The organism is Arhodomonas sp. KWT (genome assembly GCF_010993615.1).
Genome location: NZ_WNXE01000048.1, coordinates 1 through 19,903, shown reverse-complemented (window position 1 = coordinate 19,903; position 19,903 = coordinate 1). Strand labels below are relative to the sequence as shown.

17 protein-coding genes are annotated in these 19,903 nt (G+C 72.9%); 10 read left to right on the top strand and 7 right to left on the bottom strand.

The window, feature by feature from the left end; translation table 11 throughout:
* The 4 genes from G7A99_RS09620 to G7A99_RS09605 all read right to left on the bottom strand — a co-directional run.
* A partial coding sequence (locus G7A99_RS09620) for a methyl-accepting chemotaxis protein (RefSeq protein WP_163139786.1) occupies positions 1 to 1,343 on the bottom strand: 1,343 nt, incomplete at its 3' end.
* 279 nt (positions 1,344 to 1,622) lie between these two features.
* Positions 1,623 to 3,416, bottom strand: a complete 1,794-nt coding sequence (locus G7A99_RS09615) for a bifunctional diguanylate cyclase/phosphodiesterase (protein WP_163139784.1) — start codon at positions 3,414 to 3,416, stop codon at positions 1,623 to 1,625.
* Between the two features lie 212 nt (positions 3,417 to 3,628).
* Positions 3,629 to 6,271 carry an AAA family ATPase gene (locus tag G7A99_RS09610; RefSeq protein ID WP_163139782.1) on the bottom strand — a complete coding sequence of 881 codons (2,643 nt, stop codon included), beginning with the start codon at positions 6,269 to 6,271 and terminating at the stop codon, positions 3,629 to 3,631.
* Positions 6,272 to 6,294: 23 nt separating this feature from the next.
* Positions 6,295 to 7,401 (bottom strand): DNA repair exonuclease, encoded by a 1,107-nt coding sequence (locus G7A99_RS09605; RefSeq protein ID WP_163139780.1) that lies wholly within the window; start codon positions 7,399 to 7,401, stop codon positions 6,295 to 6,297.
* Between the two features lie 269 nt (positions 7,402 to 7,670).
* Here G7A99_RS09605 and G7A99_RS09600 point away from each other — a divergent pair, with 269 nt between their 5' ends.
* Positions 7,671 to 8,045 carry a DUF2237 family protein gene (locus tag G7A99_RS09600; protein ID WP_163139778.1) on the top strand — a complete coding sequence of 125 codons (375 nt, stop codon included), beginning with the start codon at positions 7,671 to 7,673 and terminating at the stop codon, positions 8,043 to 8,045.
* Positions 8,045 to 8,548, top strand: coding sequence for an alpha/beta fold hydrolase (locus tag G7A99_RS09595; protein WP_163139776.1), 504 nt, complete (start codon positions 8,045 to 8,047; stop codon positions 8,546 to 8,548). The genes G7A99_RS09600 and G7A99_RS09595 overlap by 1 nt, the downstream gene beginning before the upstream one ends.
* A 10-nt stretch (positions 8,549 to 8,558) precedes the next feature.
* Here the strand turns inward: G7A99_RS09595 and G7A99_RS09590 are convergent, their stop codons facing one another.
* Entirely contained in the window at positions 8,559 to 9,479 is a 921-nt protein-coding gene (locus G7A99_RS09590) for a sugar kinase (RefSeq protein WP_163139774.1), read from the bottom strand.
* A gap of 211 nt (positions 9,480 to 9,690) precedes the next feature.
* Here G7A99_RS09590 and G7A99_RS09585 point away from each other — a divergent pair, with 211 nt between their 5' ends.
* Genes G7A99_RS09585 through G7A99_RS09575 form a run of 3 tightly spaced genes read left to right on the top strand, consistent with a single transcriptional unit; the run spans position 9,691 to position 12,090 of the window.
* Positions 9,691 to 10,530, top strand: coding sequence for an IclR family transcriptional regulator (locus G7A99_RS09585; RefSeq protein WP_163139772.1), 840 nt, complete (start codon positions 9,691 to 9,693; stop codon positions 10,528 to 10,530).
* A gap of 10 nt (positions 10,531 to 10,540) precedes the next feature.
* Positions 10,541 to 11,182: a 2-dehydro-3-deoxy-6-phosphogalactonate aldolase gene (locus tag G7A99_RS09580; RefSeq protein WP_163139770.1), complete on the top strand. Its 642-nt coding sequence runs from the start codon at positions 10,541 to 10,543 to the stop codon at positions 11,180 to 11,182.
* Positions 11,179 to 12,090: a 2-dehydro-3-deoxygalactonokinase gene (locus tag G7A99_RS09575; protein ID WP_163139768.1), complete on the top strand. Its 912-nt coding sequence runs from the start codon at positions 11,179 to 11,181 to the stop codon at positions 12,088 to 12,090. The genes G7A99_RS09580 and G7A99_RS09575 overlap by 4 nt, the downstream gene beginning before the upstream one ends.
* A 36-nt stretch (positions 12,091 to 12,126) precedes the next feature.
* Here G7A99_RS09575 and G7A99_RS09570 read toward each other — a convergent pair whose 3' ends face one another.
* Both G7A99_RS09570 and G7A99_RS09565 read right to left on the bottom strand, forming a co-directional pair.
* On the bottom strand, positions 12,127 to 13,446 hold the full coding sequence (locus G7A99_RS09570) for a peptidoglycan -binding protein (RefSeq protein WP_163139766.1): 1,320 nt from the start codon (positions 13,444 to 13,446) through the stop codon (positions 12,127 to 12,129).
* Positions 13,447 to 13,451: 5 nt separating this feature from the next.
* The gene (locus G7A99_RS09565; RefSeq protein ID WP_371807610.1) at positions 13,452 to 14,597 is read right to left on the bottom strand and encodes a flagellar motor protein MotA; all 1,146 of its coding nucleotides are present in this window, start codon (positions 14,595 to 14,597) and stop codon (positions 13,452 to 13,454) included.
* A gap of 165 nt (positions 14,598 to 14,762) precedes the next feature.
* Here G7A99_RS09565 and G7A99_RS09560 point away from each other — a divergent pair, with 165 nt between their 5' ends.
* The 5 genes from G7A99_RS09560 to G7A99_RS09540 form a co-directional block, all read left to right on the top strand.
* Positions 14,763 to 15,893 carry an AI-2E family transporter gene (locus G7A99_RS09560; protein WP_205599792.1) on the top strand — a complete coding sequence of 377 codons (1,131 nt, stop codon included), beginning with the start codon at positions 14,763 to 14,765 and terminating at the stop codon, positions 15,891 to 15,893.
* Positions 15,894 to 15,897: 4 nt separating this feature from the next.
* The gene (locus G7A99_RS09555; RefSeq protein ID WP_205599791.1) at positions 15,898 to 18,243 is read left to right on the top strand and encodes a Tex family protein; all 2,346 of its coding nucleotides are present in this window, start codon (positions 15,898 to 15,900) and stop codon (positions 18,241 to 18,243) included.
* 98 nt (positions 18,244 to 18,341) lie between these two features.
* Positions 18,342 to 18,539: an oxidoreductase-like domain-containing protein gene (locus G7A99_RS09550; protein ID WP_163139764.1), complete on the top strand. Its 198-nt coding sequence runs from the start codon at positions 18,342 to 18,344 to the stop codon at positions 18,537 to 18,539.
* Entirely contained in the window at positions 18,533 to 19,042 is a 510-nt protein-coding gene (locus G7A99_RS09545; protein ID WP_163139762.1) for a hypothetical protein, read from the top strand. Before G7A99_RS09550 ends, G7A99_RS09545 begins: the two co-directional genes overlap by 7 nt.
* Before the next feature lie 88 nt (positions 19,043 to 19,130).
* The coding region (locus G7A99_RS09540; protein WP_163139760.1) for an ExeA family protein at positions 19,131 to 19,903 on the top strand (773 nt) is incomplete at its 3' end.

Sequence of the window (19,903 nt, the reverse complement as noted above, 5' to 3'; positions counted from 1 at the left end):
TGGCTGCTCTCGATGGCCTCGACCACGGTCCGGCTGCTCTCCTGGACCTGGGTGACGATGCCCCGGATGCGTTCGGTGGAGCGCTGGGTCTCGCCCGCCAGCGAGCGGACCTCCTCGGCCACCACGGCGAAGCCGCGGCCGGCGGTGCCGGCACGCGCCGCCTCGATCGCGGCGTTCAGCGCCAGCAGATTGGTCTGGTCGGCGACGCTGGTGATCACGGCCACCACCTCGCCAATGTCGCCGGCGTGGCGCTCCAGGGCCTGGATGGCCTCGTTGGCGCGGTTCATGGAGGCGACGACCCCGGAGACCGCCTCACCGTTCGCGGTAATGGTCTCGCGCCCTGCGTCGGCGTCGCGGCTCAGCGCCCTGGCCGTCTCCGCGGACTCCGTGGCGTTCCGGGCGATCTCCTGCACCGACGAGGCCATCTCGTTCATCGCCGACGCCGCCTGATCCGTGTCGCCGCGCTGGCGCTGGATACCGCCCTGGGTCTCCGAGGCCACCGAGGAGAGCTCTTCCGCCGACGAGGACACCCTCGAGGAGGACTCCTTGAGCCGGGCGAGCATGGCCCCGAGGTCGACGCGCAGCGTCTCGGCGGTACCGGCCACCCGTCCGACCTCGTCGGTCGAGCTCACCACCACCGGCTGGCGGAAATCGCCGTCGCCGATGCGATCGAGGTCCGCGACCAGCGTCTTGAGCGGACGGGTCACCGTGCGCCGCAGCAGCCAACGCAACGCCAGGGCGCTGACGACGATGGCCAGCAGCATACCGCCGAGCCCGACCCGCAACGCCGTGCTGGCGGCGGCACGGTGCTCCACCGCCTTCTCCCCGGCGCGGGCCTCGATAGCGGCGACCAGGTCATCGAGGGCCTGGCGCACGGGCGTGGTCATCCCTGACAGCTGCCGGTCCACGCCGACAACCGCGAAACCGTTCGCGGCGAGACGCTGCCGGCCATCGCGGATCCGGGCCACCATCTGCTCGTGCGCCTGTTCGAACGCACCAATAGCCGCAAGCACTTTCGCGTTCTCGAACTGCGCCTTCAGCTCCCCCACGTTCTTGTCGACCCCGGCGCGGGCCTGCTCATAGCGCTGCCAGTAATCCTGGCGCCCGTCAGGATCGCGGCCGCGCAGGAGATAGTTCTTCCAGGCGAGGGTCTGGTTGGCGAAGCGCCGCTGCAGGTCCGCGGTATCCGACATCCGTGCGCTCAGCTGCGCCTGGAGGTGACTGAAGCCGGTAACCGACTCCCACGTGCGCATCACCGCAAACGAGGCCCCGGCCACGATCAGCAGCACGCCCACCGCGACCGCCGCCAGCACCTTGGCCTCGACGCTGTTGAATCGATTCAAAGCCTTTGCTCCCACCTTAGTAACCTCACGTGACAACCGCGCCCCGCGCCTTCCGTCAATTCGGCACACCGCGCGGCCCCCGGCGGACACGGTGGTGGCCGGTCGACGCGGGATAAGCGGTTTGCGTGCCCTGCGGGAGGGAGCGGGGATGATGCGGCATCCCCGGTCGCCGCCGGACGGGCGCAGTCACACCCGGGCAGCGAGGGCAATTATTATTCAAAATGTGAAGTGTTTAACAACTACCTCGGAATGAGTAGCCGTTCTCCCAGGTGGCGGGAGTCAGGCCCCGCCGGAGCCGGCGGCACCGCCCAACGGCGCCACCGCGCCGGGCACTTCCCCTTCCGGCTGGCGCCGGCGGTCCACGAACAGGCTGTTGCCCGGCTCGCGCTTGGCGCAGTGCTTGATCTCGGCGAGCACCGTGGCGATCTGGTAGTGGCTGGTGAAGCGGCGGTCCAGCACGGGGACGGCAGCGAGGGAGATGGAGAGCAGCGGGAAACGCTGCGGGCAGCCCTGGCGGTCACGGGTCTCGATGCCCCCGCGCTCACGCTCCCGGGCGTCGTAGAGCGCCGGCACGTGGGCGGCAAAGTCCTCCAGCAGCGCCCGGCAACGGGGCTCCCAGTCGCTGCCCCGCAGCAGCAGCACGAAGTCGTCACCGCCGACGTGACCGGCGAAATCCCCCGCGTGGAGCCGCGCCTGCAGGATGCGGGCGGTGGCGAGGATGGCCTCGTCGCCACGCTGGTAGCCGTAGAAGTCGTTGTAGGCCTTGAAATGATCCAGATCCGCGTGGACGACGGTGAACGGCGTGCCCGCGGCGAGCAGGGCGTCGATATGCTGCTCGATGCGCACGTTGCCGGGCAACCCGGTCAACGGGTTGGCATGGCGGGCGCTGTGGACCTGGAGGTCGGTGATCCGGCGCAGCAGGTCGAAGACGCTGCCCACGCCCAGGTAGAGCCCGTCGGGATCGGTAATGAGGATGGCCTCGTCGGCGTCCTCGGCCTCGGTCACCCGGCGGCTCAGCGCCTCGAGGGGCAGGTCGCCGGGGACGGTGACCGTGGAGGCCTCGACGAAGCCCGTGACCTCGCGCCCGGCGAACAGGGCGTGCCCGTAGTTGTGGGCCAGCCGCGAGAGCAGGGTGTCCCGGCGCACGATGCCCACGGCCCGGCCGTCCCGGCCCACCAGCGGGATACAGCGCAGGTCGGGCTCCGCGCGGAAACGCGCCGCCACCTCGGCGACGCTGGCCGTGGGCTCCGCGGGGACGACCTCGCGCGCGAGCACCCGCGCGGTCGGCCGTTGGACGGCGGCACCGGGCACGCCGCCGGCATCCCCGCCGGGCATGGGCTGATCCACGGTAAGCGGGCGCTCCGCCGGCCGGCCGAAGAGATAGCCCTGGGAGTGGGTCATGCCCAGCGCGCGCAGCGCCGTGTACTCCGCCTCGGTCTCGATGCCCTCGACGATGACCCGCGTGCCCATGCGCCGGGCCATGTCCAGCACCGAGCGCACGACCTCGCGCTTGCCGGCGTCGGACTCGACGCCGCTGGCGAAGTGGCGATCGATCTTGACGTAGTCCGGGCGCAGCTCCGACCAGTGACGGAGCCCTGCATAGCCGGCCCCCAGGTCGTCGAGGGCGACGGCGAACCCCATCGAGCGGTAATGATCCACGGCGTGGCGCACGATGGTGTAGTCGTGGATGGGAAACTGCTCGGTGATCTCGATGACGACCCGCTCCGGGGCCACCCCGGCGCGTTCGAGGAACCGCAGGGTCTCGCCGGTGGGATGGTCGCTGGCCACCACCGCGTCCGGGGTGACGTTGAGGAACAGCCGCCCGGGGCAGCCCGCCCGGCCGAAGGCCTCGATGGCGATTTCACGGCAGAGCAGGTCCAGCTCCACCAGCCGGCCCTCGCGGGCGGCGGCGTCGAAGAGCTTGAGCGGCGAGTGCAGCGGCCCGGACGACGGCCCGCGGATGAGCGCCTCGTGCCCCCAGAGCCCGCCCGAAGGGCAGGTAAGGATCGGCTGGAACAGTGCAGTAAGCGCCCGGGCGGCGAATATCGCGTCCAGGCTTTCGCGTTCGATCATGGTGTGCCCCTTAACCCGGAAATGGCACGCAATCGCCCACGCGGTTAACTAATGACGATTGATCACCGCATTACCACAGGACGTGACTGAAACGGCTGGTCCAGTCCAACGCGACCCGCACCGGCGGCGCGGGCCTGCGTGCCATTTCCGGGTTAGACCGTGATCGATCAGGGTAGCCACGCTGCGTGACACGGCGGTGACACCCTGGGCGCTCACAACGCCCGCTCCAGGCGATACAGCGGCGCACCGAGGGTGGCGTAATCCCGCGGGCGGCAGGTGAGCACCAGCACCTGGTGGCGCTCCGCGGCCCGGGCGAGGGCCAGCTTCATCGCCTCGAAGCGGTGCTCGTCGGCGAAGGCCAGGGCGTCGTCCAGGATCACCGGCACGGGCTCGCCGCGCTCGGCGACCAGATCCGCGAAGGCCAGACGCACGAGGATGGCGAGCTGCTCGCGGGTACCGAGGCTCAGGTCACCGAAGGCCTCTTCCTGCCCGCCCCGTCGCACACCGGTAAGGGTCAGCGTGTCGTCCAGCACCAGCTCGGCATCCGGCATCAGCATGCGCAGGTACGGTGCCAGGCGTTCCATCACCGGACCGAGGAAGGTCCGGCGGGCCTCGCTCGCCGCGGCCTCCAGCTCGTCGGCCACCATTTTCACCGCCCCCGCCTCACGCTGCAGGCGGTCCCGCTCCCGCCGGGCCTCCGCCAGCGCCGTGTCCAGCTCGACCCGGCGCTCGCCCAGGCCCTGCTGCCCCAGCGCCTCCAGGCGCACCTGCAGGTCGCGCACGGCGCGGGCCGTGCGTTCGCGCTCCTCGTGCGCCCGGGTGACCGCGGCCTCGGCGGTCTTGAGCTGCAGGGCCACGGTCTCCGGGTCCTCGGCGGCGATGGCGGCATCGGCGCGGGCGAGGTCGTCGCGGGCGGTCTCCAGGGCCTGGCGGGCGGCGGCCAGGGCGGCATAGAGGGCGTCGTCGTCCCGGCCCGCGCGCGCCTCCGCCAGGGCGGCGGCGAGCTGGTCCCGGCGCCGGGCCTGCTGGTCACGCTCGGTACGCGCGGCCACCCGGGCCTCACGGCAATCGGCGAGCGCGTCACGGCACTCACCGTGCCGCTGGCCGGAGTCCGCGTGCTCGCGCTCCCGGGCCTCCCGAGCCTCGCGCCGCGCCGGCAGCGCCGCCGCGGCACCCTCCAGGTCCACCCCGTCGTCAGCCGCCGGCAGGGCCTCGATTCGCTCCGCGGTCGCCTGGACCCGCTCGCGCAGGGCCACGACCCCATCCGGCGCGTGCGCGGCGGCGAGCTTCTCGCTGGCCGCGGCGTCGGCAAGGGCGCGCTCGCGGCGCTGGAGGGCGGCCTCCGCGTCCGCGGCGGTGTCCACGCCGAGCCGGGACGCCACCCCGCGCCGGGCCTCGCGGGCCTCGTCCCGGGCCTCCCGCGCCGCCACCAGGTCCATCCCGCCGGGGCTCACGCGCACGATGCCGACCCCTTCAAGGGCAAGCACGCCCTCGCCGGTCAGCCGCCACTGGCCCTCGGCGACGGGCTCCGCGGCACCGCTGACCGACACGGGCACGGAGACCTCGGCGTCCACCCGGGTGGCGCCGGCCTCCAGCCGCGCCTCCGCCCGGGCCAGCCGCTCCTCGATGCCGCGCAGCTCGTCCACGTCCCCGCGCTGGATGGCGATGTCCGCCACCGACGCCCGCGTCTGCCGGGCGGCCTCCAGCGCCTCCTCTGCCCGGGCGAGGGCGTCGCGGTCGTCGCGCAGCTGGCGCTCGCGCTCCAGGCGCTCGCGGGCGCGGGCGGCCTCCGCCTCCGCCCGGCGCGCATCGGTCACCGCCTGGCCGGCGGCCTCGTGGGCGGCGCGCGCCTCCGCCTCCGCGGCCTCGGCACGGCTCACGCGGGCATCCGCGTCCGCCAGCGCCATGTCCGCCGCGGTCAGGGTCTGCTCCAGCTCAGCGAGCTCGCGGATCCGCTTCTGGCGCTCCTGCCACTCCGCGTCGTGGCGCTGGTGCTCGGCCTCGGCGACGCGCAGGGCACTGGCGAGGCGCTCACGTTCGGCACGCCGGGCCTCCAGACGCTGGTGGGCGGCCCGGGCAGTATCGAGTCGGCGCTGGCGCTCGGCGGCGGCCTCCGGGTCCTCCAGCGCAGTGAGCTCCTCGCGTTCGCGGGCAAGCCGATTGACGGCCTCGTCAAACTCGGCGAGCTGGCCGTCCACCTCCGCGAGTTCCGCGGACAGGGCCTCCACCCGGGCCTCCGCGTCCTTGAGGACCTTCCCCGGGCGGCCGGTGGACGTCCAGAAACGACTCCGCTCGGTGGTGAAGTGGCGGAGCAGGCGCTGGCCGGCGGCCCCGCCAAGGACGTCGCCGACCTCCGCCTCCAGCACCGCACCGAGGGACCGGCGCGCGCTCTCGGCGGGATCGACGGCATGAAAGGTGGTGCCCTGGGTCACCCAGAGCAGGCCCCAGACGCCCTGGTAGCGGGCGTCCGTGGCGCCCCGGCCCGGGCGTTCGAAGCCAAGCAGCGACTGCAGCGCCTCCTCCGCCGCATCCCCCTCCCAGCGCCCGCCCGGCCCCTCCAGGCGCGCGCCGGCGCCCTGGCAGAAGCGCTTCCACAGGCGGTACTCGTCACCGCCACAGGTGAAGGCGAGGGTCACCTCCGGGCCCACCCGGTGGCCGTAGGGCTGGAGCTCCGAGGCCGCACGGCCGCTCAGCCCGTGCCGGTCGAACAGCGCCACCCGCAGGGCCTGGAGCACGGTGGACTTGCCCGCCTCGTTGTCCCCGCCGAGCACGTTGAGGCCGTCCTCCAGGGGGCCGATCTCCAACGGCGCCACCAGGTGACGGAAGTTCTCGATGCGCAGGTGCCGGATCTCCAATGCGTCCCTCCCTGACGTGGCCGTTAGCGCAGCTCGTGGTAGGCGGCGTAGAGGCGCTGCACGGCCTCCGCGGCATGGATCTCACCGGCGGCCTGACGCTCGCGCAGCGCGGCCAGCGCGTCGGCGACGAAGCCGCTGCCCTCGAAGACGGCGAGATCCGCCTCGGTGGCCTCCGGGCGCAGCGCGCTGTCGTCCCAGTCCAGGTACGCGAGTCGCGCCTGCCACCGCCCCAGCAGCTCATCCAGCGCGGAGCGGGTCGCGAGGTCGACACCACCGGCGAGCACGAGGCGCAGGACGTGGCGCTCCAGCGGCGCCGACAGGCCGGCGAGCCGGTCCTCCAGGGCCTGCAGGGCGCCCTCGCCGGTGAGGTCCTGCTGCCACTCGTGCCACTGGTAGTGGCTCGTGGCCAGGGGCGTGATCGCCGGCGCGGCACCACCCGACAGGTCCACCCGCAGGACATGCCCCGGGTCTCGGCTGCGGAAACTGTCCGTCTCCGGGGTACCGGCATACCAGGTGCGCTCGGCGATCTCCAGGGTCCCGTGCCAGTCACCGAGGGCCAGGTAATCCAGCCCGGCGGTCACGGCGCGGTCCTCGGCGATGGGGTTGTGGGCCTCCGCGGCCTCCGGCAGGCGGTTGCGCAGGCTGCCGTGGGCGAGGCCGACACGCGCCGCGCCCTCGGGGGTGGCCGCGGTGTCGAACCACTCGGTGACGTCACCGGGCTCGTGGCGGCGCCGCAGCGGCGCGGGCAGCACGGCGAGACGGCCGTCGGCGAGGACCAGCGGCTCGGGGGTCACGGCGGCGTGGACGTTGTCCGGCCGGCAGCCGAGGCGCTCGATACGCGTCCACACGCTCTCGGCAAGGGCGGCATCGTGGTTGCCGGGCAGCAGCACCCAGGGACCGGGCCACTCGGCCATGGCCTCCATGGTCCGGCGCAGGGCGGCGTCGGGCAGGGTCTGGCTGTCGAAGACGTCGCCGGCGACGAGCACGGCGTCGGCCCGGTGCTCGGCGGCGAGCGCGGCGATGCGGCGGATCACGGCGTAGCGCTGCTCGCGCAGCAGCGCCCCGGCGTCGCCGGCGATCCGGCCGAAGCCCTTGCCGATCTGCCAGTCGGCGGTATGGAGCAGGCGCAAGCGACGATCCTCCCGTTCACCAACCCGGCATCGGCGAACACCCGCACGCGGGCACCCGCGGCGCTGCCGGGAAAAAAGTGCGGCCCGGCGAACCGGGCCGAAACAAGGGTAATCGGCATTGTGCCGACTTTACAGGAGGGAAAGATTGACACCGGGCTCCGGGCACCTCCCTGTGCTCGTCCCCGGCGACGGCTCGTGCCGCCGTGCGCATCTCACTTCCAGCGTCCTACAATGGCCGACAACACCCAGGGATAAGAGGTTCCCGTTCCATGCCGGAGACCCGCAGAAACGTGCTCGGCACCACACTGGATGCCTGCTGCAGCGACCCCGTCACCGGCTTCTACCGCGACGGTTACTGCCGCGTCGGCGCCGACGACGCGGGCGTTCACGCGGTGTGCGCCACCCTCACCGACGAATTCCTCGCCTTCAGCGCCCGCCGCGGCAACGACCTGTCCACGCCCCGGCCGGAGTTCGGCTTCGACGGGCTGTCGGCCGGCGACCAGTGGTGCCTGTGCGCGGCACGCTGGCTGGAGGCCCACGAGGCCGGCTGCGCCACGCGGGTGCGGCTGCTCGCCAGCGACGAGGCCGCCCTGGAGGTGGTGGCGCTGGAGACCCTCAAGCCCTACGCGCTGGACCTGTCGTGATGGAGGTCTGGTTCAGCCACGGCCAGGAGAGCGGCCCCTGGGGCTTCAAGATCACCCGGCTGGCGGAGGTCGCCCGGGCCGCCGGGGCGGGCGTGGCCAGCGTCGACTACCGCCACACCCGGGATCCGGACGAGCGCGTGCGCCATCTCCTCGCGCAGCCGCGCCCGGCGGGCCCGCTGGTCCTGGTGGGCTCGAGCATGGGCGGCTACGTGGCCGCGGCGGCGAGCGCCACGCTCCGGCCGGCGGGGCTGTTCCTGATGGCGCCGGCGTTCTACCTGCCGGGCTACGAGGGGGACGTCACGCCCCACGCCGGCGACGTGGAGGTGGTGCACGGCTGGCGCGACGAGCTGATCCCGCCGGCGCACAGCGTGCGCTACGCCAAGGCCTGCCGCGCTCGGCTGCACGTGCTCGACGGCGACCACGGCCTCTCGGAGGTGATCGACGACATCGCCGCGCTGTTCGGGCGGTTTCTCGACCGGGTGGGTACCGCGGCCACGCCGTGACGCCCCGGCCTCACGCGCCGCGCAGGGCGGCCTCCACGGCCGCGCGGCGGGGGATCGGCGCCACCGCGCCCCGCCCCAGCGTGGACAGCGCCGCGGCGACGTTGGCGTACCGGGCCGCCGCCACCGGCCGGACCCCGCGCACGATCCCGGAGAGGAAGGCCCCGTCGAAGACGTCGCCGGCACCGGCGGCGTCCACCTGCGCCACCGGGTGCGGCGGGCAGTGCACCCGCTCGCCGTCCGCCGCGACCAGCACCCCCTCGTGCCCCATCTTCAGGGCCACGATGCGGGGCCCGAGCCCCGCGTAGAAGTCCACCACCGCGTCGGGGTCCGTCAGCCCGGTGAGCCGGCGCGCGTCCTCCAGGCCCGGCAGGGCGATGTCCGCCTCGCGCATGGCGGCATGGATCACCGCACGGGCGCGGGCGAGCGGCCAGAGCCTGAGACGCAGGTTGGTGTCGTAGCTCACCGTCACGCCGGCCTCGCGCGCCGCCGCCACGGCAGCGAACACGGCGTCACAGGCCTCGGGGCTGATGGCCTGGCTGATGCCGGAGACATGCAGCACCCGGGCGGCACGGATGTAGTCGAGGGGCAGGTCGTCCGGGCCCAGCCGGCTGGCCGCCGAGCCCTGGCGGAGATAGCTGAACGCGTGCTCGCCGTCGCGGTAGCGGATGAAATAGACGCCGGTGTGCGCGTCCCGGTCCACGGCCACCGCGCTGGCATCCACGCCCTCGGCCGCCCACAGATCGAGGAACGCCCGTCCGAAGCCGTCGTCGCCGAGGGCGGTGAGATACCCGACCGAGGCGTCCTGGCGTGCCGCGGCGATCGCGCAGTTCGAGGTATCGCCGCCGTAGCCCTGGAGGAACCAGGTCCCGCCGTCGCCGGGACGCTCGCTGAGCTCCAGCAGCGGCTCGCCGAGGCAGACGATGTCCACCATGGCGCGTCAGCCGCCGCGGACGGCCGACACCGCCCGGCAGGGGCCCTTCACCCGGTCGTCAGCGGTCATTCGCCTCTCCCTCATCTCTCCAGCCCCTGGAGCGGCGGCCGTTGCGGCACTGCTGCCCCACTATGTGGACAATAAGTCCGATTATTAAGACCATAGGCAGCCTCAGGACGAGGCGTCAAACCGGCAACGGGGACGACACCGGATGAGCGCACCCGGGCAGCAGGACAGCACTTCCTCGGCGCGGGGGGCGGCCACCTTCGTGAAGGGGCTGCGCCTGCTCCAGAGCATCGCGGCACTGCCCCGGCCCGCACGCCTGAAGGACATCCAGCGGGCGAGCGCGCTACCGCGGGCGACGCTGTACCGCCTGCTCGGCGCCCTCGAAGACGAACGCTTCGTCGTCCGCGACCCGCTCCACGGCGGCTACCTCCTCGGCCCCGAGCTCGCCCGGCTCGGCCACCGTAGCCGGGAGCAGGACGACCTCCCCCACAGCGCCCGCGAGGCACTGGTGGCGATCCGCGACGCCACCGGCGAGACCGTGCACCTGGCGGTACCCCGGGGGGACGTCATGATCTACGTCGACAAGGTCGAGTCCCTGGCCTCGGTGCGCATGGCGTCCATGGTGGGCAATCAGGTGCACATGCACGCCTCCGCCGTGGGCAAGGCCTTCCTCGCCGCACTGGCACCGGAGGCCCTCGATCGCTACGCCGGGACGCTCTCGCTGGCGCCGATGACCGCCAACACCGTGACCGGCCTGCCGGCGCTGCGGACGGCGCTCGAAACGGTGCGGGCGCGGGGCTACGCCGTCGACGACGAGGAGAACGAGCCCGGCATCGTGTGCTTCGGCCAGGCGCTCTACGGCGTGGACGGACAGCCGGTCGCCGCGGTGAGCGTGAGCGTGCCCCGCTACCGGCTCGGCGACGACTGGGCACACCGCTATGCCGGGCCGATACGTACCGCCTGCGAGGCGGCCGGCCTGCTGACCGCGCCCCCCGGCCACGAAGACGGGCCCGGGCAACGGCGGGCACGGCCGGGACCACCCTGAGGAGACGGCCATGGATCCACGCTTTCAGGACGCACTCGCCGAACGCCCGCTGGTCGCCATCCTGCGCGGCATCACGCCGGATGAATGCGAGGCGGTCGCCGACGCGCTGATCGACGCCGGCTTCGGCATGCTCGAGGTCACCCTCAACTCCCCCCAGCCCTGGGAGAGCCTGCGCCGGCTGCGCGCCCACTGCCCGGCGGAGACCCTGGTGGGCGCGGGGACGGTGCTCGACGCCGGCTCGGTCACCCGCCTCGCCTCACTGGCACTGCCGCTGATGGTCACCCCGAACACCGACCCGGCGGTGATCGACGCCGCCGCCGGCGAAGGCATGACCAGCCTGATCGGCTGCATGACGCCCACCGAGGCACTGCTCGCCGCGCGCCACGGCGCCTCGGCGCTCAAGCTCTTCCCCGCTGCGCGCCTGGGCCCCGGCTACCTCCGGGACGTGCGTGCGGTGCTGCCACCGGCGCTGCCGGTATTCGTGGTCGGCGGGATCAACGCACAGAACCTGGCCGACTTCCACGCCGCCGGGGCGGCGGGCTACGGCATCGGCGGGGACGTCTATCGCGCCGGGCGCCCCGCCGCGGAGGTCGGCGCCGCCGCCCGGGACATCGTCGCCGAATACCGGCGTGCCAGGGACGGCGGGCAATGAGCGATCGGATCATCGTCGTCGACTGGGGCACCACCGCGTTCCGCGCCTACCTGGTGGACGCGGACAGCGGCGCCTGCCTCGATCGGATCACCAGCGGCCAGGGCATGCGCGAGCTGGCCGGCGGGTCCTTCGCCGACTACTGCCGCGAACGCCTCGGCGACTGGCGGCGCGACGGCGCCGTGCCCGTCTACCTCGCCGGCATGGTGGGCGCGCGCCAGGGCTGGCACGAGGCCCCGCAGCCGGCGCTGCCGGTCACCGCCGGCGACCTCGCCGACGGACTCACCGCCGCCCCCGGGCTCGACAACACCTGGCTGGTGCCCGGCGTGCGCCTGCACGGCGACGGCGGCCACGTGGACGTGATGCGCGGCGAGGAGGTCCAGATCGTCGGCGCGCTGGCGCTGGCGGCACGCGGCGACGCCACGCTCTGCCTGCCGGGGACCCACAGCAAGTGGGCCCGCGTGGGCGACGGCACGCTCCGCCACTTCGCAACGGTGATGACCGGCGAGCTGTTCGAGGCGGTGACCCGGCACACCCTCATCGGCGTGCCCGCGGCGGACACCGACACCCCCGACGGCACCGCCTTCCGCCAGGGCCTCGCGGAGTCCGGGCGTCCCGGCGGCCTCGGGCATCAGCTGTTCACCGCCCGCAGCCGCTGGCTCTACGGCGAGCTCGCCGCCACCGGCATCCGCGACTACGTCTCGGGGCTGCTCATCGGCAACGAGATCCGGGGCATGCGCGGGCTGTACGCCCCCGAGGGGGTGGTGCTCGTCGCGGACGGGGCCCTGCGGCCGCGCTACGAGGCCGCGCTCGGCCACTTCGGCCTGGATGCCCACCCTGTCGCGGCGGCGGACGCCAGCCTCGCCGGCGTGCTCGCCCTCGCCCGGCGACACCGGCGCGCGGGCGGCTGAGCGCGGGGGCGGCCCTGTGCGCCCCCGCCGGAGGCGTCAGCGCCGGGTCAGTTTGAGCTCGATGCGCCGGTTGCGCGCCATCGCCTCCGGCGAATCCCCCTCGGTGAGCGGCTGGTACTCGCCGTAGCCCGCCGCCGCGAGGCGCTCCGCGGGGATGCCCTGATCGATCAGGAAGTGGACGATGTTGGTCGCCCGCGCGGTGGACAGCTCCCAGTTGGAGGGGAAGCGCTCGGTACTGATGGGCCGGCGGTCGGTGTGGCCCTCCACCTGCAGCACCCAGGGGATGTCGTCGGGGATGCGCTGCGACACCTGTTTGAGCACGTTGGCGAGCTGACCCAGCTTTTCCTGGCCGTCCGCGCCGATCTGCGCCGAGCCGCTGTCGAAGAACAGCTCCGACTGGAACATGAAGCGGTCGCCGACGATCCGGATCTGCTGGATGTCGCCGAGGACCTCGCGCAGCCGGCCGAAGAACTCGGAGCGGTAGCGCGAGAGCTCCTCGACGCGCTCGGCGAGCGCCAGGTTCAGCCGCTCGCCCAGGTCCTCGATCCGGGTGCGCTGCTCGCTGACGGTCTCCTGGGAGACGGACAGCGCCCGGGCGACGCGCTGGATCTGGTCGCGCAGCGCGCGCAGCTCGTTGCGCAGGTGCTCGATGCGGGTCTCCGCGTCCGCGGTGAGCCCCTTCTGCTCGGACAGCGCCTGATCGCGCTCGTCGATCTCGGCGACCAGGTCGCGGATGCGCATGGTGCGCTCCTCGATCGCCTCCTGGGCGAGATGGGTGCGCTCCTTGGCGTCCGCGAGCTCGGCGGACAGCGCCTTGCTGCGGTCGCGGGCCTGGGTCAGGCTCTGCTCGGTATCGCCGAGCTTGCCGGAGAGGGCCCCGACCTCCTCCTCCAGGCGCTTGCGCACCTTGCGCAGGGTGTCGATGTCCGCCTGCAGCGAGGCCAGCTCGGTGAGCCGCACCTTGAGCTTCTCGCGGCTGACCTCCAGGGCCTGGTCCTTCTCCGCGAGCTCGCTGGCGAGCTGCTCGTTCTCGCCCCGGGCCTGCTTGAGGGATTCGGCGAGGGAATCGCGCTCGGACAGCGTCGTGTGCAGCTCGTTGTAGACGCTGGACATGCGCTCCTGGAGGTGTTCGCGCTTGCCCCGCTCCATGGACAGCTCCTCGGCGAGGCGCTCGACGTCGTCCTGCAGGCGCTGCAGCGCGCGGCTCTTACCCGAGAGCGCGTCGCTCAGGTAGAACTGCGTCACCACGAAGAGCATGAGCACGAACACGAACGCCAGCAGGATCGTGGCGAGCGCGTCGACGAAGCCGGGCCAGATGTTGACCGCGTTGCGTCCCCGGCGGCTACCCCCGAACATCGCCGCTAACCCTGGCGGTCGTCACGGAAGTGCGCGAGGGTGCGCGTGAGCAGCCGCAGCTCCTCGCGCAGCTCGTTGACCACGTGCTCGCGGTCCCCGGCGAGGCCCTGGCGGAGCTGGTCCAGGCTGCCGGCGATGTGGCGCAGGTTGTCCCGGACCTCGCGCTCGTGGGCCTCGTTGCTGCCGGTGACATCCGCCAGGTTCTGCAGCACCCCCTGCAGCTCCGCCTGGGTCCGGGTGAGATTCATCAGCCCGCGCTGTTCGCCGCGGGACTGCTCGGCGAGGTTGGCGATCTCCTGGGTGAGCTCGGTGAGCCGGCCCTCGGAGCTGCGCCGCTCCTCCTCGCCCCGGGCCATGATGCGCTGAAGCTTGTCCAGGCTGTCCGCGGTCTGCTCCAGCAGCGCCTGAATGTAGGCGGGGACGTTGCCCTCGCCGTCGCCGCCGGCCCCGCCGCTGCCGAGCTTGGTCTGCCCGGACAGCCACTCCTCGAGGTCGTTGTAGAACCGGTTCTGGGCGTAGCCGCTCTGCAGGTCGATGAAGCCGAGCACCAGGGCGCTGGCGAGGCCGAACAGCGACGAGCTGAAGGCCGTGCCCATGCCCGAGAGGGGCTGCTGGAGACCGTTCTTGAGCTCGGCGAACACCGCCGCGGCGTCACGGCCCTCGATGGACAGCGAGGAGATCACCCCGCCCACCGCGCGCAGGGTGTCGAGCAGCCCCCAGAAGGTGCCGAGCAGGCCGAGGAAGACCAGCAGCCCGATCATGTAGCGCGAGAGGTCGCGCTGCTCGTCCAGCCGGGAGCGGATCGCGTCCAGCAGCGTGCGCATCGACATCGTGGACAGGCTGAAGCGGTCGCCATGGCGGCCGGTGAGCATGCGTGCCATGGAGCCGAGCAGCCCCGAGCGCGGCGGCTCCGGCGGGTTCTCGCGGTCCGCGCGGCGGAAGGCCTCGATCCAGGAGACCTCCGGGCCGAGGATGAGGACCTGGCGGAAATTGATCAGGATACCGATGGCGAGGACGCCAAGGATCAGGCCGTTGAACACGGCATTTGCCATGAACGCGTTGCGCAGCGGGCCGGCGAGGAGGGCGCAGGCCACCGCAACGCCGAGCAGGAAAACGCTCATCCAGATCAGCACGCGATTGGGATTTCGCACCGGGCTCTCCCTGAGGATCTGCGGCAAAGCCCTTACTCTAGCGCGAATCGGGCCCAATTGTGATCCGTTTCCGGTAATTACGTCTGCTGCCATAGCCGTGCCCCCGCCATCGCCGTTCACTGGGTTAGACTCCCCGGTCGGATCAACCTGGAAGGATGCACCCACATGGAAGGCACCGGTCTGCGCGACCGTCAGGCGTGGCCGCTGCTCGCGGCGCTGATCGCCGGAGGCGTGCTCATCTACCTGCTCCGCGGGATGCTCACGCCGTTCCTCGTCGCCGCGCTGCTGGCCTACATCAGCGACCCCATCGCGGACCGCCTGGAGGCCCGGGGCCTCTCGCGCACGCTCTCGGTGGTGATCGTCTTCGGCACCACCCTCGGCGTGGTGATCGGCGTGGCAGTGATGCTGCTGCCCCTGCTCGCCCACCAGGTGGACTACCTCGTCCAGCGCGTGCCGGCGATCGTGGACTGGGTGCAGCGCACCGCGGTGCCGTGGATGGAGGCGCACCTGGGCGTGTCCGCCTCGCGGCTGGACGTGCAGACCCTGCGCGACGCCGTCACCCAGCACTGGCAGTCCACCGGCTCCGTGGCCGCCGCGGTCATCGCCCGCGCCACCCAGTCCGGGCTGGCGCTGGTGGGGCTGATCACCAACCTGGCGCTGATCCCGGTGGTGGGCTTCTACCTGCTGCGCGACTGGGACGTGCTCATGGCGCGGATCCGCGAGCTGCTGCCGCGCTCGGTGCAGGGCGTGGTCGGCCAGCTCGGCGGCGAGTGCAACGAGGTGGTGGCCGCGTTCCTGCGCGGCCAGCTGCTGGTAATGCTCGCGCTGGGGGTGCTCTACAGCACCGGACTGTGGCTGGTGGGTCTGAACCTCGCCATCCTCATCGGCATGCTCTCGGGGCTGGCGAACATCGTGCCCTACCTCGGCTTCGTCGTGGGCATCACCGCGGCGAGCGTGGCCGCGGTCTTCCAGTTCAACGACATCCTCGTGCCGCTGCTGCTGGTCTGGGCGGTGTTCGGCATCGGCCAGACGCTGGAGGGCATGGTGCTCACGCCGCTGCTGGTCGGCGACCGCATCGGCCTGCACCCGGTGGCGGTGATCTTCGCGGTGCTCGCCGGCGGCCAGCTCTTCGGCTTCGCCGGCGTGCTGCTGGCGCTGCCGGTGGCCGCGGTGATCGCCGTACTCCTGCGCCACGCCCACGACCGCTACGTGCACAGCACCCTCTATCACGGCGTCGCCGGCACGGACAGCAACGCCGGCGACACCCCACGAGACGACAACCCCACCCGGGACTGACCCTATGAGCGTGAACATCCCCGAACGCATCGCCCGCGACATCGACGCCGCCCCGCGGCAGGTCGAGGCCGCGGTACGGCTGCTCGACGAGGGCGCGACGGTGCCCTTCATCGCCCGCTACCGCAAGGAGGCCACCGGCGGCCTGGACGACGGCCAGCTCCGCGAGCTCGAACGCCGGCTGGTCTACCTGCGCGAGCTCGAGGAACGCCGCGCCACGGTGCTCGCGGCGATCGAGGAGCAGGGCAAGCTCAGCGACACGCTGCGCGCGTCCATCGAGGCCGCCACCACCAAGCAGCGCCTGGAGGATCTCTACCTCCCCTACCGCAAGAAGCGCCGGACCAAGGGCGAGATCGCCCGCGCCGCCGGGCTGGAGCCGCTGGCGGACGCCCTGCTCGCCGACCCGGGCCTCGACCCGGCCACCGCCGCCGCGGACTACGTGGACGCCGAGGCCGGCGTCGCCGACACGGATGCCGCGCTGGAGGGGGCACGCTACATCCTCGCCGAGCGCTTCGCCGAGGACGCCGAGCTCATCGCCGGGCTGCGCGACTACGCCTGGCGCGAGGGGGTGCTGATCTCCGAGGTGGACGAGTCGCGGCGCGAGGACGGGGTGAAGTTCTCCGACTACTTCGACCACCGCGAGCCCCTCCACGGCATCCCCTCCCATCGCGCGCTGGCGCTGTTCCGCGGCCGCCGCGAGGGCGTGCTGCGCCTGCGCCTGGCGATGCCCGACGAACTCGCCGAGGAGCGCACCGGCCCCGGTCGGGGCGAGGGCATGATCGCCGCGCGCTTCGATATCCGCCACGCCGGCCGCCCCGCGGACGACTGGCTCGCCGGCGTGGTGCGCTTCACCTGGCGGGTGAAGCTCCTGACCCGGCTGGAGACGGACCTGCTCGGCAGCCTGCGCGAGAACGCCGAGGCGGAGGCCATCGAGGTGTTCGCGCGCAACCTCCACGACCTGCTCCTCGCCGCCCCCGCCGGCCCCAGGGCGGTGATGGGCGTGGACCCGGGACTGCGCACCGGCTGCAAGGTCGCGGTGGTGGACGCCACCGGCAAGCTCGTGGACACCGCCACGATCTACCCCCACGCCCCGCAGAAGCGCTGGGACGAGGCCCTGGCGGCCCTCGACGCCCTGGTCCGCCGCCACGAGGTCTCGCTGGTTGCCGTGGGCAACGGCACCGCCTCGCGGGAGACCGAACGCCTGGTCGCCGAGCTGCGCCAGGGCCATGGCGGGCTCGCCAGCGTGCTGGTCTCCGAGGCCGGCGCCTCGGTCTACTCCGCCTCGGAGACGGCGGCGCGGGAGTTCCCGGACCTGGACGTCTCCCTGCGCGGGGCGGTCTCCATCGCCCGGCGGCTGCAGGACCCGCTCGCCGAGCTGGTGAAGATCGACCCGAAGTCCATCGGCGTCGGCCAGTACCAGCACGACGTCAGCCAGCTCGCGCTCGCACGCAAGCTCGACGCCGTGGTCGAGGACTGCGTCAACGCCGTGGGCGTGGACCTCAACACCGCCTCGGCCGCGCTGCTCGCGCGGGTCTCCGGGCTGACCACGGCACTGGCGGATCGCATCGTCGAGCACCGCGACAGCAACGGCGCGTTCCCGGACCGGAAGTCGCTGATGGCGGTGCCGCGCTTCGGCGCCAAGACCTTCGAGCAGGCGGCGGGCTTCCTGCGCATCCGCGGAGGCGACCAGCCCCTGGACGCCTCCGCGGTCCACCCCGAGGCCTACCCGGTGGTCGAGCGCATCCTCACCGAGACGGGCGGCGGCGTCGCCGAGCTGATCGGCAACAGCGAGCTGCTCGGCGGCCTGGACCCGGCCAAGTTCACCGACGAACGCTTCGGTCTGCCCACGGTCACCGACATCCTCGCCGAGCTGGACAAGCCCGGACGCGACCCACGCCCGGCCTTCCGCACCGCGACCTTCCGCGAGGGCGTCGAGCGCCCGGAGGACCTGGAGCCGGGCATGGTGCTGGAGGGCACCGTCACCAACGTCACCAACTTCGGGGCCTTCGTCGACGTCGGCGTCCACCAGGACGGGCTGGTGCACATCTCCGCCATGGCATCGCGGTTCGTGCGCGACCCCCGCGAGGTCTGCCGCCCCGGAGACGTGGTCCGGGTGAAGGTGATCGACGTCGACCTCCAGCGCCGGCGCATCGGGCTGTCCATGCGCCTGGACGACGAGGCCGGCAGCAAGGCCGGCCGGGATCGGCCGGCGGGCAAACCGGGCGGCGCCGGCAAGGGCAAAGGCAGGGGCCGGGGCGGGCGCGGTGACAAGAAACCCGAGTCGCGCCCGGAGACGGCCATGGGCGCCGCCTTCGCCGCGCTGCAGGGCCAGCGGGACCGCTCCGGGCGCTGAGGTCACGGTGCACTGGGCACCGGGGTGCACGGCGCTGGTATCATGGGGGCAGTTGCCAATCTCCTCAGAGGTTTAGCAAGAAGCGTTGGCCGATTGCCATGAGTGACACCGCGTCCCGCGACGAACCGCGCTTCCCGCCGCCACCCCGCGAGCCCGATCTCGACGAGTGCTGCGGCACGGGCTGCGACCCCTGCGTGTTCGACATCTACGACCGCCGCCTGGAGCGCTGGCGGGAGCGCTGCGCGGCGATCCGCGAGGCCCACGGGCTGCCGCCGGCCAAGGAGCCGCCGTGCTGATCAAGCTGCTGGTGCTGGCGGCGGTGGTGGCCGCCGCGGTCTTCTGGGTCTCGCCCGCGGCGCGGGCGTCGATCCGCCCGCACCTGCCACGCCTGATCCTCATCGGCGCGCTGGTGGTCATCGCGCTGCTGGTCGCCACCGGCCGGCTGTCCTGGATCGGCGCGGCCATCGCCGCCACCGCCGCCGCCATCCAGCGCTTCCTCCCCACGGCGATGCGCCTCGCCCCGCTGCTGCGCTTCCTCGGCAGCCGCACGGCACCCGCCGGCGGGTCCGCGGGGACGCCGCCACCGTCGGGCGGCGACGACGGCCCCATGACCCGCGCCCGGGCCCTGGCCGTGCTCGGCCTGGAGAACGAGCCCGACCCGCCGGACCGGGAGACCGTGCTCGCGGCCCACCGCCGGCTCATCCAGCACTGCCACCCGGACCGCGGCGGCTCCGGCTACCTCGCGGCACAGCTCAACGAGGCCCGGGACTGCCTCCTCGGCGACGACCGCGCCGCCTGAGCGCACGGCCGGGCATACGCCGGGGCGCACCCGGGCTGATAGACTGCTCCCGCGAGCGTTTCGCGCGGACGAACAAGGGCCCGAGGCGATGTACCACCGATTCTTCGGACTGGAGCACGACCCCTTCCGGCTGACCCCCAGCGCGGAGGTGGTCTTCCCGCATCCGAGCTTCCAGCGCGCCAAGGCCTACCTGGAGTATGGCCTGATGCGCGGCGAGGGGTTCGTGGTGGTCACCGGCCCGCCCGGCTGCGGCAAGACCACCCTGGTCGCGGATCTGCTGGCGAGCGTGCCCGAGGAGACGGAGATCACCCAGATCGTCACCTCCCGGCTCGGCGCCGAGGACCTGCTGCGCCTGACCGCCAGCGGCTTCGGGCTCACCCCGGCGCACCGGGACAAGGCCACCATTCTCACCGCCCTGCAGGAGGACCTCACCGAGCGCGCCCGCCGCGGCCGCCGCGCCCTGCTCGTGGTGGACGAGGCCCAGGACCTGGAGGCGGAGGCGCTGGAGGAGCTGCGGCTGCTCACCAACCTCACCGTCGGCGGCGAGCCGGCACTGCAGATCCTGCTGCTCGGCCAGCCGCCGCTGCGCGAGCTCATCCGCCGCCCGGAAATGGAGCAGTTCCACCAGCGCCTGATCGCGAGCTGCCGGCTCGAACCCCTCGACGAGCAGCAGACCCGGGACTACGTGCACTACCGCCTGGAGCGGGCGGGCTGGGACGGCGACCCGGGCTTCTCCGAGGCCGTCTTCCGGCTGCTGCACGTCGCCACCGGCGGCGTCCCCCGCCGGATCAACCTGCTCGCCGGGCGGATGCTGCTGGACGCCTTCGCCGACTCCCGCCACACCATCCGCGCCGAGCACCT

Excerpts from the sequence above, each read along its gene's own strand:
- G7A99_RS09585 (WP_163139772.1), top strand. The coding sequence starts at position 9,691 with ATGAGCGCACCCGGGCAGCAGGACAGCACTTCCTCGGCGCGGGGGGCG.
- G7A99_RS09600 (WP_163139778.1), top strand. The coding sequence starts at position 7,671 with ATGCCGGAGACCCGCAGAAACGTGCTCGGCACCACACTGGATGCCTGC.
- G7A99_RS09615 (WP_163139784.1), bottom strand. The coding sequence starts at position 3,416 with ATGATCGAACGCGAAAGCCTGGACGCGATATTCGCCGCCCGGGCGCTT.
- G7A99_RS09570 (WP_163139766.1), bottom strand. The coding sequence starts at position 13,446 with ATGTTCGGGGGTAGCCGCCGGGGACGCAACGCGGTCAACATCTGGCCC.
- G7A99_RS09590 (WP_163139774.1), bottom strand. The coding sequence starts at position 9,479 with ATGGTGGACATCGTCTGCCTCGGCGAGCCGCTGCTGGAGCTCAGCGAG.
- G7A99_RS09555 (WP_205599791.1), top strand. The coding sequence starts at position 15,898 with ATGAGCGTGAACATCCCCGAACGCATCGCCCGCGACATCGACGCCGCC.
- G7A99_RS09575 (WP_163139768.1), top strand. The coding sequence starts at position 11,179 with ATGAGCGATCGGATCATCGTCGTCGACTGGGGCACCACCGCGTTCCGC.
- G7A99_RS09580 (WP_163139770.1), top strand. The coding sequence starts at position 10,541 with ATGGATCCACGCTTTCAGGACGCACTCGCCGAACGCCCGCTGGTCGCC.
- G7A99_RS09560 (WP_205599792.1), top strand. The coding sequence starts at position 14,763 with ATGGAAGGCACCGGTCTGCGCGACCGTCAGGCGTGGCCGCTGCTCGCG.
- G7A99_RS09595 (WP_163139776.1), top strand. The coding sequence starts at position 8,045 with ATGGAGGTCTGGTTCAGCCACGGCCAGGAGAGCGGCCCCTGGGGCTTC.
- G7A99_RS09550 (WP_163139764.1), top strand. The coding sequence starts at position 18,342 with ATGAGTGACACCGCGTCCCGCGACGAACCGCGCTTCCCGCCGCCACCC.